Origin of the sequence: Lentzea jiangxiensis (genome assembly GCF_900104175.1) — a bacterium.
GTDB lineage: Bacteria > Actinomycetota > Actinomycetes > Mycobacteriales > Pseudonocardiaceae > Lentzea > Lentzea jiangxiensis.
Map to the genome: position 1 here is coordinate 1,460,243 of NZ_FNIX01000001.1, position 15,543 is coordinate 1,475,785.

At 69.9% G+C, this 15,543-nt stretch carries 15 protein-coding genes; 10 read left to right on the top strand and 5 right to left on the bottom strand.

Annotated elements, in window-relative coordinates:
• Window positions 1-58: 58 nt before the first annotated feature.
• Genes BLQ91_RS07155 through BLQ91_RS07170 form a run of 4 tightly spaced genes read left to right on the top strand, consistent with a single transcriptional unit; the run spans window position 59 to window position 4,204 of the window.
• A complete protein-coding gene (locus BLQ91_RS07155; RefSeq protein ID WP_176959592.1) occupies window positions 59-973 on the top strand; it encodes a branched-chain amino acid ABC transporter permease in 915 nt (304 codons plus the stop codon).
• A complete protein-coding gene (locus BLQ91_RS07160; protein ID WP_090095768.1) occupies window positions 970-2,685 on the top strand; it encodes a branched-chain amino acid ABC transporter permease in 1,716 nt (571 codons plus the stop codon). Before BLQ91_RS07155 ends, BLQ91_RS07160 begins: the two co-directional genes overlap by 4 nt.
• Window positions 2,682-3,491: an ABC transporter ATP-binding protein gene (locus BLQ91_RS07165; protein WP_090095769.1), complete on the top strand. Its 810-nt coding sequence runs from the start codon at window positions 2,682-2,684 to the stop codon at window positions 3,489-3,491. The genes BLQ91_RS07160 and BLQ91_RS07165 overlap by 4 nt, the downstream gene beginning before the upstream one ends.
• Window positions 3,488-4,204, top strand: a complete 717-nt coding sequence (locus BLQ91_RS07170; RefSeq protein WP_090095770.1) for an ABC transporter ATP-binding protein — start codon at window positions 3,488-3,490, stop codon at window positions 4,202-4,204. Before BLQ91_RS07165 ends, BLQ91_RS07170 begins: the two co-directional genes overlap by 4 nt.
• Window positions 4,205-4,355: 151 nt before the next feature.
• On the opposite strand, the gene BLQ91_RS07175 is transcribed toward BLQ91_RS07170, so the two are convergent.
• A complete protein-coding gene (locus tag BLQ91_RS07175) occupies window positions 4,356-5,528 on the bottom strand; it encodes an alpha/beta hydrolase family protein (RefSeq protein ID WP_090095771.1) in 1,173 nt (390 codons plus the stop codon).
• 76 nt (window positions 5,529-5,604) lie between these two features.
• Window positions 5,605-5,964 (bottom strand): hotdog fold thioesterase, encoded by a 360-nt coding sequence (locus BLQ91_RS07180; RefSeq protein ID WP_236218411.1) that lies wholly within the window; start codon window positions 5,962-5,964, stop codon window positions 5,605-5,607.
• A 154-nt stretch (window positions 5,965-6,118) separates the two neighbouring features.
• Between BLQ91_RS07180 and polA the strand changes: the two genes are divergently transcribed.
• From polA to BLQ91_RS07195, 3 genes are all read left to right on the top strand, one after another.
• Window positions 6,119-8,743, top strand: coding sequence for a DNA polymerase I (gene polA, locus BLQ91_RS07185; protein ID WP_245733243.1), 2,625 nt, complete (start codon window positions 6,119-6,121; stop codon window positions 8,741-8,743).
• 147 nt (window positions 8,744-8,890) lie between these two features.
• A complete protein-coding gene (locus tag BLQ91_RS43585) occupies window positions 8,891-9,169 on the top strand; it encodes a nucleotide disphospho-sugar-binding domain-containing protein (protein WP_342670615.1) in 279 nt (92 codons plus the stop codon).
• 56 nt (window positions 9,170-9,225) lie between these two features.
• Complete coding sequence (locus BLQ91_RS07195) at window positions 9,226-10,287, top strand: Hsp70 family protein (RefSeq protein ID WP_090095773.1); 1,062 nt, start codon at window positions 9,226-9,228, stop codon at window positions 10,285-10,287.
• Here the strand turns inward: BLQ91_RS07195 and BLQ91_RS07200 are convergent.
• Window positions 10,268-11,485 (bottom strand): aminotransferase class V-fold PLP-dependent enzyme, encoded by a 1,218-nt coding sequence (locus BLQ91_RS07200; protein ID WP_090096069.1) that lies wholly within the window; start codon window positions 11,483-11,485, stop codon window positions 10,268-10,270. The two genes, BLQ91_RS07195 and BLQ91_RS07200, sit on opposite strands and share 20 nt — an antisense overlap.
• 65 nt (window positions 11,486-11,550) lie before the next feature.
• Window positions 11,551-11,997, bottom strand: coding sequence for a winged helix-turn-helix transcriptional regulator (locus BLQ91_RS07205; RefSeq protein ID WP_090095774.1), 447 nt, complete (start codon window positions 11,995-11,997; stop codon window positions 11,551-11,553).
• Window positions 11,998-12,074: 77 nt separating this feature from the next.
• Here BLQ91_RS07205 and BLQ91_RS07210 point away from each other — a divergent pair, with 77 nt between their 5' ends.
• The 3 genes from BLQ91_RS07210 to BLQ91_RS07220 all read left to right on the top strand — a co-directional run bounded on the left by BLQ91_RS07210 (window position 12,075) and on the right by BLQ91_RS07220 (window position 14,632).
• On the top strand, window positions 12,075-12,587 hold the full coding sequence (locus tag BLQ91_RS07210) for a GNAT family N-acetyltransferase (protein WP_090095775.1): 513 nt from the start codon (window positions 12,075-12,077) through the stop codon (window positions 12,585-12,587).
• 24 nt (window positions 12,588-12,611) lie between these two features.
• Complete coding sequence (locus tag BLQ91_RS07215) at window positions 12,612-13,082, top strand: NlpC/P60 family protein (RefSeq protein WP_090095776.1); 471 nt, start codon at window positions 12,612-12,614, stop codon at window positions 13,080-13,082.
• An 83-nt stretch (window positions 13,083-13,165) separates the two neighbouring features.
• On the top strand, window positions 13,166-14,632 hold the full coding sequence (locus BLQ91_RS07220; RefSeq protein ID WP_143022546.1) for a DUF8189 domain-containing protein: 1,467 nt from the start codon (window positions 13,166-13,168) through the stop codon (window positions 14,630-14,632).
• Here BLQ91_RS07220 and BLQ91_RS07225 read toward each other — a convergent pair.
• A complete protein-coding gene (locus tag BLQ91_RS07225) occupies window positions 14,625-15,530 on the bottom strand; it encodes a nucleoside hydrolase (protein WP_090095778.1) in 906 nt (301 codons plus the stop codon). The genes BLQ91_RS07220 and BLQ91_RS07225 overlap by 8 nt on opposite strands.
• Window positions 15,531-15,543 lie beyond the last annotated feature (13 nt).

Consider the following 15,543-nt stretch of genomic DNA (forward strand, 5'->3'; position numbering starts at 1 on the left):
TGAAGCCACGGCGGGGGCGGGCGTTGTTTGCTCGCCCCCGCCGTCTACGGAGGTAGTTGTGTCAGTCCTGCTCCAACAGCTGGCCAACGGGGTCGTGCAGGGTGCGTTGATCGCCCTGATCGCCCTCGGGTACACGATGGTGTACGGCATCATCCAGCTGATCAACTTCGCCCACGGCGAGGTCTTCATGGTGGCCTCGTACGGAGGCCTCGCCACGTTCACGCTTCTTCCGGAAGACCTCCAGAAGTCGCCTGCCGTGGCCCTGCCGCTCATGTTCGTCGGCGGCATCGTGGTGGCGGTCGTCGTCGCCGTGATCATGGAACGCTTCGCCTACCGGCCGCTGCGCAACGCACCCCGGCTGGCACCGCTGATCACAGCGCTCGGCGTGTCCGTGTTCCTGCAGGAGGCCGTGCGCGTTTTCTACCCGAACGCCAAGTCGAACCTGCCGTACCCGAAGGTCTTCCCGGAGGGCAACCTCACGCTCGGCCCCGTCAACGTGTCGTGGACCGGTGTGCTGCTCGTCGGGCTCTCGATCGGCCTCGCGGTCATCCTGCAGACCTACATCAACAAGTCGAGGATGGGCCGGGCGATGCGCGCGACCGCGCAGGACCCCGACACCGCGAAGCTCATGGGCGTGAACCCGAACCGGGTGATCGTGCTGACGTTCGTGTTCGGCGCCGTGCTCGCCGGTGTCGCCGGCATCATGTACGGCGGCTACCTGAACAACATCAACATCGACATGGGCTTCCAGACCGGCATCTTCGCCTTCACGGCGGCCGTTCTGGGCGGTGTCGGCAGCATTCGGGGCGCGGTCATCGGCGCGTTCATCATCGGTCTGATCAAGACCGTGGCCGGCCAGTACATGCCGGGTGGTACCCAGTACGACTACGTGTGGATCTTCGTCGTGCTGATCCTCGTGCTCGTCTTCCGCCCGCAGGGTCTGTTCGGCGAGCCGGAAAGGGTGCGCGCATGAGCACGGTCGACACTTCTTCTGGCAAGCGCTCCGCGCTCGCACCGCTCGGCAAGCCGCTCGCGGCCGCCGGTGGCGTCCTGGGCATCGTCGCGGCACTGCTGCCGTGGGTCACGTTCACCCTCAACGACGGCAACTGGCCCGACAAGTCGACGCTGCAGTTCTTCGACGCGCCGTTCTCCGTCACGGGTTTCCGCTGGCACGTCCTGCTGCTCGGTGTCCTCATCCTGGTCGCCGCGTTCGCGCCGGTCCCGTCCAAGGGCCGGGTCGTCCGGGCGCTCGGCTGGGGCCTCACCCTCGTGTCGTTCGTCAACGCCGCGTACATCACGGTCAAGGGCGGTGGCCTCGGCGCCATCACGGCCCTCGACGGCGCGACCGCGTTCGGCGGTGTGGTCGGCCTGGTCGCCGGTGTGCTGGCGATCCTCGCGGGCTACGGCATCGGCATCGGGCCGGTGGGCGACTGGAAGTTCAAGGTCTCGACGCCGGTCGCGTACCTCGTCCTGCTGGTCTCGTTCGGCGCGGTGCTCTACGCCGTCGCGGCGATGCTGACCACCGGTGGCGTCGGCTCGGCCAACCCCTACGCGGGCGCGATCTTCCTGTCGTTCCTCGGGTTCGCCGCGGGCATCCTGGCCGCGCTGAGCGGCGTCGGGTTCGTGCGCTGGATCTCGGCCCTGTCCGAGCAGCACCGCGTGTTCAGCGTGGTCGTGCTGGCGGCGTGCGCGCTGCTGCTGCCGTTCACCGACGCGGGCAACGAGTACTGGATGACGGTCGCGGCGAACATCGGCATCTACGCCGCCACCGCGATCGGCCTGAACATCGTCGTCGGCCTCGCGGGTCTGCTCGACCTCGGGTACGTGGCGTTCATGGGCATCGGCGCCCTCGTGGCGGCGAACTTCTCCGGTGCGGCCACCGCGTACTTCGGTTTCGACCTGCCGTTCCCCGTCGCCGCCGTCATCGCGGCGATCGTGGCCGGCATCTTCGGCGCCATCGTCGGTTCGCCGACGCTGCGGGTCCGCGGTGACTACCTGGCGATCGTGACGCTGGCGTTCGGTGAGATCTTCACCCGCTCCGCGCAGAACGACATCGGTGGCTTCACCAACGGCTCCAACGCCATTCCCGGCATCCCGGCGCTGTCGCTGTTCGGCACGGAGTTCAACCGGTCGATCTCGATCGGCTCGGTGAAGCTCCCCGCGGGTGTCCTCTACTACATCCTCATCGTGCTGCTCGTCGCGGCGACGATGGCCGTGTTCGCGAACCTCAAGTTCAGCCGCATCGGCCGGGCCTGGATCGCGATCCGCGAGGACGAGGACGCCGCCCGCGCGATGGGCATCCGCACCGGCAAGATGAAGATCCTCGCGTTCCTCATCGGTGCCATGCTCGCGGGTCTCGCGGGCGCGGTGTTCGCGCACAAGAACGGCACCGTCTCGTACGAGTCGTTCAAGTTCCTCGAGTCGGTCACGCTGCTCGCGGCGGTCATCCTCGGCGGCATGGGCTCGATCCCCGGCGCCGTGCTCGGCGCCGCGCTGCTGTTCGTGCTGCCCGAGAAGCTGCGCGACTTCGAGGACTACCGCCTCATGATCTTCGGCCTCGCGCTGATCCTGATCATGCGGTTCCGGCCGGTCGGCCTGATCCCCGATGCGCACAGGCGCGCTGAGATGGTCGAACGCGCCGATGAGAACGCCGAAGAGGCGCATTTGGAGGCGAAGAAGGCATGAGCACGCCGGTTTTGGAGGCGCGCGACGTCTCGATGGTCTTCGGTGGCCTCAAGGCGTTGAAGGGCGTCACCCTGACGCTCGAAGAAGGAAAGATCGTCGGCCTGATCGGCCCGAACGGCGCGGGGAAGACAACGTTCTTCAACTGCCTCACGGGTCTGTACACGCCGACCACCGGTCAGGTGCTGCTCAAGGGCAACGTCCTGCCCGGCGACCCGGCGAAGGTGACGGACGCGGGCGTGGCCCGCACGTTCCAGAACATCCGCCTGTTCCCCAGCATGACCGTGCTGGAGAACGTCATGGTGGGCCGTCACGTCCGGATGAAGCAGGGCCCGCTGGCCTCGCTGTTCCACGGCCCCGCCTACCACCGCGGTGAGAAGGCGGCGCGCGAGCGGTCGCGGGAGCTGCTCGCGTTCGTCGGCCTGAACGGCGTGGACGACGAGCTCTCGCGCAACCTCCCCTACGGCGACCAGCGCCGTCTGGAGATCGCGCGCGCGTTGGCGACGGATCCGGCGGTGCTGCTGCTGGACGAGCCCACCGCGGGTATGAACCCGCAGGAGACGGAAGCGACGCAGCAGCTGATCTTCCGGATCCGCGAGACGGGTGTGTCCGTCGTGGTCATCGAGCACGACATCAAGTTCATCTTCGGCCTGTGCGACTCGGTCTCCGTGCTCGTGCAGGGCGAACTGCTCGTCGAGGGCAGCCCCGAGGTCGTGCGGGCGGACCCGCGGGTGGTCGAGGCCTACCTCGGCAAGCCGCCGGAGGAAGTCCAGCACGACGTCGAGGCCGCGAAGGGAGAGCAGGCATGAGCCCGCTGCTCGAAGTCCGCAACCTCTCGGTCGCCTACGGCGCGATCGAGGCCGTCCGCGACATCTCGTTCACCGTCGAGGCCGGCCAGATCGTGTCGCTCATCGGCTCGAACGGCGCGGGCAAGACCACGACCCTGCGCACGATCTCGGGTCTGCTCCGGCCCGCGGCCGGCGAGATCCTGTTCCAGGGCAAGCCGATCCACAACCAGCCGGCGCACACGATCCTCGGCATGGGCATCTCGCACTCGCCCGAGGGTCGTCGGCTCTTCCCGCGGATGACCGTGGAGGAGAACCTGCAGCTCGGCGCGTACGTCCGCAAGGACGACGGGGTGCAGGCCGACATGCAGCGCGTGTACGACCTCTTCCCCGTGCTGGGGGAGCGGCGGCACAACAAGGCCGGCCTCTTCTCCGGAGGTGAGCAGCAGATGCTCGCCATCGGCCGCGCGATGATGTCCAAGCCCCGCCTGCTCATGCTCGACGAGCCCTCGATGGGTCTCTCGCCGATCATGACGCAGCGGATCTTCGACACCATCAAGGAGCTGCAGTCGCTCGGCACCACCATTCTGCTGGTGGAGCAGAACGCCCTCGCGGCTCTGGCGTTGTCGGACCACGGGTACGTGATCGACCTCGGCAAGACCACTCTGGACGGTCCGGGGCACTCGCTCCTGGCCGACCAGCGGGTGCGCGACGCGTACCTGGGTGAGTCCCACTGAGGTTCGTCGTAGTGGGAGCGGGGCGGAGGGCTTTCCTCCGCCCCGCTTTCGTTCGCGCGCAGGAGGCCGGGTGCGCTGGGAGCCGCGAGGGTGCGGCAGTGCCGACCCGGCGCGGGGCGCTTCCGGCCTCGCCCCGCGCCAAGTCTCCGGCTCAGGCGCCGTCGAAGTCGGCCAGGATGCGCGGTAAGGCCAGCTTGGCGGCCCTGCCGTGGTTCACGTCGGCGCCCAGGTCGACGAGCGTGCTGCGGGCGTGGTGCTTCTTGAGCTGTTGGTCGCAGTAGGCGGAGGTCTCGAGAAGCGTGTCGCGGTCGCCGGCCGAGGAGTAGATCGTCACCGGGACCGAGGGGCGCCAGTCGCAGTAGCCGTCGGCCTCGCGGAGCTTCGTGCGGAGGGTGCCCGTGGGGTGCCGCAGGCGGGCGGAGTAGGAGTCGGTCAGCAGTTCGCGCATGGTGGCGGGGAGGTGCCGGAAGATCTCCTCGTTGGGGTGCTCGCCGTCGAACAGGGCCTCGACCGACGGGTCGCGGAAGACCTCGGCCGGGCTGTCGTAGAGGGGGAAGAGGCGGTTCCAGGCCACCGTCCAGTACGCCATGTACGCGACGCCGTTGGCGATCTCGTCGTTCAGCGCCTTGGCCACCAGCAGGCTCGGCTTGAACGGGCCGCCGATCGGGGCCAGGGCCCCCACCTCCAGCCGGGAGTCGGCGCCGCGCTGCAGGGCCTGGCCCAGCGCCATCGCCGCGTGGCCGCCCTGGGAGTGGCCGGTGATCATGACACGCCGGTCGGGACGCAATCCCCTCGACGCGGCGTACGAGCGGGTGGCGCGCAGGGCGTCGACGGACGCGGTGACCGTGGACGGGGCGTCGACGTACGGGTGGAAGCCCGGACCGGTGCCGAGGCCCAGGTAGTCCGGCGCCGTGGTCAGGTAGCCCGCCGAGGCGAACAGGTAGGTGGCCGCCCTGTCGTTGCCGTCGGCCACGGACGCGACGGAGCCCCGGTACCCCGTGGTGCCGTGCAGCCACGCTGCCTGGCGGGGCGTTCTGCCGCCGTCGCGCGGCAGGGCGACCAGGGCGCTCGCCGTCGTCGGCTTCCCGAAGGCGTCGACGGTGCGGTAGGTGATGCGCTTCGCCTCCACGGCGAAGCGGACGCGCGAGGCGTCCAGGTCGTGGTCCCCCAGGTGTGCGACCAGCTGGTCGGTGTCCATCGTGGACACCGGGACGACGTCGAGGAGCTCGCCGCGCGCCGGGTGCGCCGAGGCGGTGGCGGGAACCGAGGCCGCGGCCAGCGCGCCGCACAGGACCGCTGCTGACAGTCGGGTCGTGAAGGTCATGCGACCCACGATGTCGGGCTGGTCTTGGTCGCACACTGGGGCTGACCGCACAACCGAGGTGTGGTTCACCCCAGTGTCAGGCTCCGGGCGCCTTGGGGCGCAGGAGACAGGTGAGGCGGGCGGTGCAGGTGCGCTTGCCGTCCTCGTCGGTCACCACGATCTCGTACGTCGTGGTGCTCCGTCCCAGGTGGATCGGGCGCGCCACGCCGGTGACGGTGCCCTCGCGCGCCGCTCGGTGGTGGGTGCAGGAGAGCTCGAGCCCGACGGCGATCAGCCCGTGCTGGGACGCGTGCATGGCGGAGGCGATGGAGCCGAGCTGTTCGGCGAGCACGGCGTTCGCGCCGCCGTGGAGCAGGCCGAACGGCTGGCGGTTGCCTTTGACCGGCATCGTGCCGACCATCTCCTGCACATCCCATCGGGTGATTTCGATGCCCATGCGGACGTGCAGCTGTTCGTCGGCGAACTCGATCGGCAGGTCGGGGGTCACGCGGGCTCCAAGGGCTCGAGCAGAACTGTCAGACCCCCACCCTAGACTCGGGCTCGTGACTACCTCAGACGTGAAGCGGCTCCTGCTCATCGACGGTCACTCGATGGCCTACCGAGCGTTCTACGCCCTGCCCGCCGAGAACTTCGTGACGAAGACGGGCCAGGTCACGAACGCCGTGTACGGGTTCACGTCCATGTTGATCAACATCCTGCGCGACGAGAAACCGACCCACGTGGCGGTGGCGTTCGACGTCTCGCGCAAGACGTTCCGCTCCGAGCAGTACCCCGAGTACAAGGCCGGTCGCACCAAGACGCCGGACGAGTTCCGCAGCCAGGTCTCCCTGATCCAGGACGTGCTCGCCACGCTCCGCATCCCCACGATGGAGAAGGAGAACTACGAGGCGGACGACATCATCGCGACCCTGACCACGCAGGCCGTGGCGCAGGGCGTCGAGGTGGAGATCGTCACCGGCGACCGGGACGCGTTCCAGCTGGTCAACGACAAGGTCACGGTGCTGTACCCGGTCAAGGGCGTCTCGGAGATGGGGCGGTTCACGCCCGCGTACGTCGAGGAGAAGCACGGTGTGCGCCCCGACCAGTACGCGGACTACGCGGCGGTGCGCGGCGACTCGTCGGACAACCTGCCGAACACGCCGGGCGTCGGCCCGAAGACGATCATCAAGCTGCTCAACCAGTTCGGCGGTCTCAACGAGCTCGTCGACCGCGTCGACGAGGTGCCGGGCAAGGTCGGCGAGGCGCTGCGCGGCAACCTGGCGAACATCATCATGAACCGCCAGCTCACCGAGCTGGTCAAGGACGTCGAGCTGCCGTACACGATCGACGGCCTCGAGGTGCAGCAGTGGGACCGCGACGCCGTGCACGCGCTGTTCGACGAGCTGGAGTTCCGCGTCCTGCGCGACCGTCTCTTCCAGACCCTGACGACGGCGGAGCCCGAGGCCGAGGAGGGCTTCGAGGTCTCCGGCGGTGCCATCCCCGCCGGCACGCTCGAGGCGTGGCTCGGCGAGAACGCGAGCAGGACCCGGGTGGGCGTCGCCCTGCGCATCACGACCGAACTGGAGGGCGTCGCGCTGTGCACGGCCACCGGTGAGGGTGGCTACGTCGACGTCACGCAGCTGAACGAGGCCGACGAGCAGGCGCTCGCCGCGTGGCTGGCCGACGAGGGCGTGGCGAAGGCGGGCCACGACCTGAAGCTGCCGTTGCGCCGCGTGCGCGCCCGCGGGTGGAAGCTGCGCGGCCTGACGTCGGACACGGCGCTGGCCGCCTACCTGGTGCGTCCCGGCCAGCGCTCGTTCGCGCTCGACGACCTGGCGCTGCGCTACCTCAAGCGCGAGCTGCGCGCGGAGGAGTCCGGCGACGGCCAGCTGTCGCTGCTCTCCGACGAGTCCGAGGAGGCGCAGAAGCTCGCGACCAGCACGATCCTGCGCGCGCGTGCCGTCGCCGAGCTCGCGGACCGCCTCGACGAGGAACTGGTCGCGATCGGCGGCACCGACCTGCTCGCGACCCTCGAGCTGCCGCTCATGAACGTGCTCGACGAGGTGGAGGCGGTCGGCATCGCGATCGACGTCGAGCACCTCTCCGAGCTGGAGGCGCACTTCGCCGCGGGCGTGAAGCAGGCGGCCCAGGACGCGTACTCGGTGATCGGCAAGGAGATCAACCTCGGCAGCCCGAAGCAGCTGCAGACGGTCCTCTTCGACGAGCTGAACATGCCGAAGACGAAGAAGACGAAGACCGGCTACACCACGGACGCGGACGCGCTGCAGAACCTGTTCGAGCAGACCGAGCACCCGTTCCTGCAGCACCTGCTCTCGCACCGCGACGTCACGAGGCTCAAGTCCACTGTGGACGGACTGTTGAAGTCGGTGGCGGACGACGGCCGCATCCACACGACGTTCCACCAGACGATCGCCGCGACGGGCCGGCTGTCCTCGACGGACCCGAACCTGCAGAACATCCCGATCCGCACGGACGAGGGCCGCCGCATCCGGCAGGCGTTCGTCGTCGGCGAGGGCTACGCGGAGCTGATGACCGCGGACTACAGCCAGATCGAGATGCGGATCATGGCCACGCTGTCCGCCGACGAGGGCCTCATCGCGGCGTTCAACAGCGGCGAGGACCTGCACACGTACGTGGCCTCGCAGGCGTTCGCCATCCCCACCTCCGAGGTGACGGGTGAGATGCGCCGCCGCATCAAGGCGATGTCGTACGGCCTCGCGTACGGCCTGTCGGTGTTCGGCCTGTCGCAGCAGCTGCACATCCCGACCGAAGAGGCCCGCGAGCAGATGGAGGCGTACTTCGCCCGCTTCGGCGGAGTGCGCGACTACCTCAACGAGATCGTCGAGAAGGCCCGCAAGGACGGCTACACCGAGACCGTCCTCGGCCGCCGCCGCTACCTGCCGGACCTGACGTCGGACAACCGCCAGCGCCGCGAGATGGCCGAGCGCATGGCCCTCAACGCGCCGATCCAGGGCAGCGCCGCCGACATCATCAAGGTGGCCATGCTGGGCGTCTACCGAGCACTGGAGTCCTCGGGCCTGCGCTCGCGGATGCTCCTGCAGGTCCACGACGAACTGGTGCTGGAGGTCGCCGAGGGCGAGCGCGAGGCCGTCGAGGCCCTCGTGCGCGACCAAATGGGCAACGCCTACCAGCTGCGGGTCCCGCTCGAGGTCTCGGTCGGCGTGGGCCGCTCCTGGGACGACGCCGCCCACTAGCCGCGGAAGCGACAGCCCGTCATCCCGGTCAGGGGTGGCGGGCTGTGGCTCGAGGAGGTGCTTCCAGGGCCTCGTGATCGGCAGCGTTCACACCGGTCGGCTCGACCCTGCGCGGGCGGGTGACGCCAGTCGCGGTCGCACGCGAACGTGTTGCCCTGCAACGAGACTGGGGAGACCTCCGGCTCCCACGATGTCCCGGACTGCATCGCGATCGACGAGGTCGACCAGCAGGCGCTGTTCCGCCGGGGCGCCGCAGTCGTGCACCACGGTGCCGGCACCACCACGACGGCCGCGGCGGTCGGAACACCGCAGGCCGTGCTGCCGCACGTGTGCGACCAGTCCTGCGGCCGCGCGGATCCGCGGCGACGGTGCGGCAGTGGCCGCCGAACGCCTCATGGCGTTGTGACCGCACCAAGAAGGAAATGAACCGCGCCATGTGAGACGTACGTGTTGTGGGTGTCCGCAGTGAGGGGTGACCCGCAATGTCCTACCAGGTTGGGCTCGATCTCGGATCCGCAAGCACCACCGTCGCCACCACCCGTGGCGTCACGACCGGCAGCAGGCGTCAGCAGGCGCCTGCCAGGGAGATCGCGCACGTCCTCGACGGCCTCGCGCAGCGGTACGGGGAGCCGCCGAGCCGTGTCGCGCTGACGCATCCGCTGTGCTGGCCGCACGAACACCTCGAACAGCTCCGGCGCGACCTGATCGACGAGGGGCGCGCGGACGTGTTGTTCGTGCCGGCGCCGCACGCCGCCGCCATCGCGTTCGACGCCGACGTGCGGATGCCTGAGCACAGCACCGTGGCGGTGTTCGACTTCGGTGCCACCGGGTGTGACATCACGGTGTTGCGCAAGCAGGGCGTGGTGTTGCTGGCCGGGCAGCCGGAACGGGTGGAGGTCGGCGGCTTCGGGCTCGACGAGCTGGTGGCGGAGCACGTCATCGCGAAGATCGGCACGCACAGCATGGAGCTCGTGCGCAGCTGCGTCGAGGCGAAGGAGCTGCTCGGCAGCTACCCGGAGGTCCGGATCCCCTACGTCGCGCACGGCGAGGTGTGCGAGGTGCGGCTCAGCCGGCTGGAGTTCGAGGCGGTCATCCGGCCGTCGGTCGAGATGGTGGTCGACGCGCTCGAACGCGTGGCGGCGAGCGCGGGGCCGGGCCTGCCGGACGTCGTCCTGCTCGTCGGCGGCTCGTCGCGGATCCCGCTGGTGACGAGGGAGATCAGCGAACGGCTGGGCATCCCGGTGATGAGGGCGCCGGACGGCGCTGCGGCGATGGGCGCGCACCTGGAAGCCCGGCGGCTCGAACCCGAACCCGCGGACGGGCACGCCGCCGAGGTGCCCGCGCCTCGCCGCGAGGAGGAGCGCCAGCGCGGCCTGCCGACCACGCCGTTCATCGCGGCGGGGCTGCTCGCCCTCGTCCTGGGCGGCGGGTGGGCGGCGCACCGGGCGTGGGACGAGCAGAAGGTGATCGTGGAGAACACCAGCGTGCGGCTGGAGCCGCCCGGGACGGCCGAGCTGCCCCGGATCAGCGCACCCGCGCCCTGATCTCGCGCAGTGTCCTGTCGAGCTCCTCCGGGGTGTTGAGGATCGACGTGCCGATCCGCGCGTACGGGATCCGGTAGGCCGCGGTGGTGATCTGGATCTGCTTGCGCGCCAGGTGTTCCACGAGCTCGGTCCCGGTGTGGCCGGGGACGTCGAAGCACACGAGGCCCGCGGAGACCGCCGGGTCGCGCGGGGTGTGGACGACGACGCCGGGGATCTCGGCCAGGCCGGCGGAGAACCGGCCGGCCAGCTCGGCGATGCGGGCCGCCACCCGCTCACGGCCGAGCCGCTGGTGGAACCGCACCGCCGCCTGCACCGCGTACTGGTGCTCGAACGCGTGGAAGCCACCTGGTCCGAGCAACGCCGTCTCGCTGCGGTCGCTCAGGCTCGGCAGCAGCGGCGTGATCTGGTCGCGCACCTCGGGGTTCACCCACACCATGCCGGTGCCGCGCGGCCCGAACAGCCACTTGTGCGTGCCCGCCACGAACACGTCGGCTCCGAGGCGTGCCGCGTCGTCGTCGACCGCTGCCAGGCCGTGCACACCGTCGACGACGAGAAGGCAGCGGTCCTCCGCTGCCCGGCCCTTGTTGGCCTCGGTGACGACTTGCGCGCACGCCCGCACCGGCATCTTCACGCCCGTGCTCGACTGCACCCACGTGACGCCCACGGCACGGGTTCGCGGCGTGATCGAGTTCCGCAGCCGTGTCGCGACCTCGTCCTCGGTGACCTTCGCGGAGCTCTCGTAGAGGGTGCCGACCCTGACCTTCGCCCCGACGCGTCCCGCCGCCAGCCGTGCGGCCTGCTGGTGCCACGTGTGGTCCTGGTCGCTGAGCAGCACCTCCTGGTCCGCGCGCAGCTTCAGGCCGCCGTAGACGATCGAGAGCCCCATGGTCGTGTTCGGCACGAACGCGATGTCGTCCGCCGAGCCGCCGACGTACTCCCCGAGGGCGGCCGCGACCTCCTGCGCCTGCCTGAGCATCAGGTCGTGCGAGTTGGCGTCGAGCCGGCGCCGGAAGTCGTCGACGGCGTCCCGCACCTCCCGCGGGTTCGACGCGAGGTAGAAGAGCCCGAGGTTCACGAGCGCCGGGTCGAGCCGGAACTCGCGGCGCACCGCGGCCCAGTCCACTCCCCGCGCGGCCGACGACGCGGTCGGCGCGACGGCGAGCAGCCCGGCCCCGACGAGGAAGTCACGACGATCCATGCCGTCCATTGGACAGCGGCACGGGCGCCGGTGCGAAGGGCTATCCGGCCGGAACCCGCACGAGTTCACTCCCTGGCTGTCACCTGCACGTCACGCGCGGTCAGCTCCACGCCGCACCCGGTGCACTCGACCTTCGCGCGCACGCCGCCCCCGCAGTCGCGGTGGTGCAGGTGGAACGACTCCTCCTCGTCCGGGGCCATCCACTTCTCGCCCCACGTCCGCAGCGCCATCAGCACCGGGTAGAGGTCGCGGCCCTTCTCGGTGAGCCGGTACTCGTGCCGCGTGCGGCCGTCCTCGTGGTACGGCACGCGCTTGAGCACGTTCTCCTGCAGCAGCACGTTCAGCCGGTCGGTCAGGACGCTGCGCGAGATGTCCATGGTGGCCTGGAAGTCCTCGAAGCGGCGGGTGCCCAGGAAGATCTGGCGGAGCAGCAGCAGCGTCCAGCGCTCGCCCAGCAGCGCCGCGGGGCGGCTCAGCGTGCAGGGCATGCTCGCGAAACTCGAGTACGGCATGACACCAGGATATCCCTTGCGTTCGATTTTCGAACTCAGCTACAGTTCGGATTCCGAACTCAGAGGGGTCGATCCTCATGCGCGTCACCGAGCTCAACCGCGACACCGCGCCGGAAGCTGTCGACGCGGTGTTCGCGGGACTCTCCGCCCGAAGCCGCTACCTGCGCTTCCACTCACCGACGCCGCGGCTGACGGCCTCGGCCCGCCGCGTGCTGACCGACGTGGACGGGGAACGGCACGCGGCCGTGTGCGCCCGCATCGGCGGTGACCCGGTCGGCATCGCGAGGGTGATCAAGACCGGCGGCTGCGGGGCGGAGATCGCGGTCGCCGTGGTCGACCTCTGGCAACGCCGCGGTGTGGGTCGCCGGTTGCTGGAGGAGCTGACCTCGGTCGCGGCCCGGCTGGGCGTCGCGGAGCTGCGCGGCACCGTGCTCCCGGACAACCACGCGATGCTCGCGCTCGTGCGCAAGGTGCTGCCCGGCGTGCGGCTGACCAGGGAGGACGACGCCGTCGAGCTGAGCTACCCGCTCGCCTGGGCCCTCGCCGAGATCTCGGACGCCGACCTTGTGGACAGCTTGCAGAGAACTTAGAGACGACGGCCGGAGCATGGCCGCGTGACCACCGCTCGTGCCACCGGCCGCCTGATCACCCGTCCCGAGATCGTGGAGCGCGCCTGCTCGTGGGTGCGCGACTCGGTCCCGTACAGCCAGACCTCGTTCCACCGCAACGAGCACGGCCTCTACCGCGCCGACTGCTCCGGCTTCGTCTCGATGGCGTGGGCGCTGCCCGGCAGGCCCGGGCACCGCCACGGCGGCCTGGACACGCCTGGGCTCGCGGGCGTGAGCAGCCTGATCTCGCTCCGGGAGCTGCGGGCGGGGGACGTGGTCATCCGCGCGGAGGGCACGAACCTCACGCGGCACGTCGTGATCTTCGCCGCGTGGGCGGCGGAGCCGGGGACGTACTGGGCGTACGAACAGGCCGGTGGTCACCGCACTCGGTTGCGCGCGCTGACCTATCCCTACGGGACGGGCGCGGAACTCTACGTCCCGCGCCGCTACCTGAGCGTTCTGGAAGAGCCGTGCTAGTCCACGCCAACGGTGAAAATCCACAGGAACGAGGAACGTTCGACCGGACCAAAACTTCACATCGCCTTGCTACCGTGACCGGCATGAAACGGTGGGGGATGTTGGCGGTAGCCGCGGCGGCCATCACGTTCGGGTCGACGCTGGCCATGCCCGACGTCGCTGTCGCCGCCGAGGGTGGCGTGATCTGCGGGACGTACGAAGCCAACTCCAAGATCACGCGCAGCGAGGTCCTGGCGCGCTCGCGCACGTGGATCAGCGCGCGCGTCCCGTACAGCCAGGCCGACTGCTTCGGCAACAGGTACGGCGCCTACCGCACCGACTGCTCCGGCTTCGTCTCGATGGCCTGGGGCCTGCGCATCTCCTACACCACGCACATCCTCGAGCAGGTCGCGCACCGCATCGACTGGGAGGACCTCCGTCCCGGCGACGCGCTCAACGACCGCGAGAGCCACGTCGCGCTGTTCATCGGCTGGGCCGACGCGGCCAAGACGCGGCCGATCGTCCGCGAGCAGGCCGGGCCGGACGGCAGCCGGACCGTTCAGCGCGTGTGGAGCGCGAGCACGGCCCGTCAGTACGTGCCGCTGCGCTACAACAACATCGTCGAGGCCGGCGGCGCCGGCTCCGGCAGCGAGACGCCGGTGACGGACAAGCTCGTCGTCAGCTCCGGCCCGCAGATCTCGAACACCGGCCAGCAGCAGCTCGAGGTCTTCGCCCGTGACGCGGACGGCGCGGTCATCACGAACTTCCACAAGACCAGCCGCTGGAACGGGTGGCAGCAGCTCGGCTCCGAGCACTTCGCGGGCGACCCGGTCGCGCTGATGAACCCGCAGACGAAGATCGTCGAGGTGTTCGCGCGCGGCACCGACGACCGGATCTACCGCCGCGTCGACGGACGCTGGGCCGCGCTCGGCGACACGGTCGTCGCGGGCGACCCGGCCCTGCAGTGGAACGACCGGACGAAGGCCGTCGAGGTCTTGGCCCGCGGCGTGGACGGCTCGCTGCTGCGCTTCACGGACAAGTGGGCGCAGGTCGGCGACCGCAAGATCCAGGGCACCCCGGTCGTCGCCGAGAACGACGTCTACGCGCGCTCCTCCGACGACAAGCTCGTCAAGTGGGACGGCACGACCTGGCGGGACCAGGGCGACAAGAAGATCGTGAGCGACCCCAGCGTCGCCGTCGACCAGGTCTTCGTGCGCACCGAGTCCGGCAGCGTCGAGCAGTACGCGGCGGGCGTCTGGACCTCGCTCGGCGGCAAGGGCACCGGCGCCCCGTCGGCGGTCTACAACTCGACGACCGGCTCCATCGACGTCGTGCAGCTCGGCGAGGGCGGCTTCGTCGAGCACTCCCGCGCGGCCGACAAGGGCTGGACCACGTGGGCGCGACTCGGCACCGCCAAGGTCGCCGAGGCGCCGAGCGCGATGTACCACGCGCAGACGAAGACCGTCGAGGTCTTCGCCCGCACCGAGGACGGCAAGCTGGTCCGCCGCTTCCACAAGGAGAAGGCCGGCTGGAGCCAGTGGGCGCTGCTCAGCGACCGCGGCATCAGCTGAGCGCCTTCACCGCCTCGATCACGACCTCGAAGAACCGCTCGACGTCCAGGCCCACGGCCACACGGGCGTTGGGCGGTTCTCGCGTTCTACCGTGCAGGTCGACCACGGTCGCGCCACGCGTGAACGTCCCGATCGTCTCGATGCCCACGAACGCGTCCACGCACGTCACCAGGGACGGGTCGATCACCCGCGCGACCGCGACCGGGTCGTGCAGCGGTGGCGCCTCGAACCCGAACACCTCGCGGTAGGTCGCCGCGAAGAACGTCATCAGCTCGCCGCAGATCCGCCCGAGCGACCCCAGGGCGTTCAACCGCGCCACCACTTCCGGGGTCACCAGTGCCTGGTGCGTCACGTTCAACCCGACCATGGTGACCGGCACGCCGCTGCCGAACACGATCGCGGCGGCCTCCGGGTCCACGTGGATGTTGAACTCCGCGTACGGCGTCGTGTTGCCGCGTTCGGTCGACCCGCCCATCAGGACGATCTCGCGCACCGCTGAGGTGCCGTACCGCTGCAGGTACATCGCCACGTTGGTCAGCGCGCCGGTCGCCACCAGCGTCGCCGGCATGTTCGCGTGCATCACGTCGATCGCGTGGTGCTCCACCACACCAACGGACAGAGCACCGAACGCGGGTCCGTCCATACCGGACTCGCCGTGGATGTCCTCGGCGACGTGCAACGGCCGCACCAGCGGTTTCGCGCACCCCTTCGCGATCGGCACCGAGATCCCGGCCGCGGAACAGATCCGCTGGGCGTTCAGCGTGACCTTGCCCAGTGTCTGGTTCGCCGCGACGGTCGTGATCGCGCGCAGGTCGATCTCGGGCGATCCCGCCGCCAGCAGGATCGCGATCGCGTCGTCGTGGCCGGGGTCGCAGTCGAGCACCACAGGAGTCGGCATGACCCCATCCTGC

Excerpts from the sequence above, each read along its gene's own strand:
- BLQ91_RS07165 (WP_090095769.1), top strand. The coding sequence starts at position 2,682 with ATGAGCACGCCGGTTTTGGAGGCGCGCGACGTCTCGATGGTCTTCGGT.
- BLQ91_RS07205 (WP_090095774.1), bottom strand. The coding sequence starts at position 11,997 with ATGCCGTACTCGAGTTTCGCGAGCATGCCCTGCACGCTGAGCCGCCCC.
- polA (WP_245733243.1), top strand. The coding sequence starts at position 6,119 with ATGGCCTACCGAGCGTTCTACGCCCTGCCCGCCGAGAACTTCGTGACG.
- BLQ91_RS07175 (WP_090095771.1), bottom strand. The coding sequence starts at position 5,528 with ATGACCTTCACGACCCGACTGTCAGCAGCGGTCCTGTGCGGCGCGCTG.
- BLQ91_RS07200 (WP_090096069.1), bottom strand. The coding sequence starts at position 11,485 with ATGGATCGTCGTGACTTCCTCGTCGGGGCCGGGCTGCTCGCCGTCGCG.
- BLQ91_RS07210 (WP_090095775.1), top strand. The coding sequence starts at position 12,075 with ATGCGCGTCACCGAGCTCAACCGCGACACCGCGCCGGAAGCTGTCGAC.
- BLQ91_RS07225 (WP_090095778.1), bottom strand. The coding sequence starts at position 15,530 with ATGCCGACTCCTGTGGTGCTCGACTGCGACCCCGGCCACGACGACGCG.
- BLQ91_RS07180 (WP_236218411.1), bottom strand. The coding sequence starts at position 5,964 with ATGGGCATCGAAATCACCCGATGGGATGTGCAGGAGATGGTCGGCACG.
- BLQ91_RS07160 (WP_090095768.1), top strand. The coding sequence starts at position 970 with ATGAGCACGGTCGACACTTCTTCTGGCAAGCGCTCCGCGCTCGCACCG.
- BLQ91_RS07170 (WP_090095770.1), top strand. The coding sequence starts at position 3,488 with ATGAGCCCGCTGCTCGAAGTCCGCAACCTCTCGGTCGCCTACGGCGCG.
- BLQ91_RS07220 (WP_143022546.1), top strand. The coding sequence starts at position 13,166 with ATGAAACGGTGGGGGATGTTGGCGGTAGCCGCGGCGGCCATCACGTTC.
- BLQ91_RS07195 (WP_090095773.1), top strand. The coding sequence starts at position 9,226 with ATGTCCTACCAGGTTGGGCTCGATCTCGGATCCGCAAGCACCACCGTC.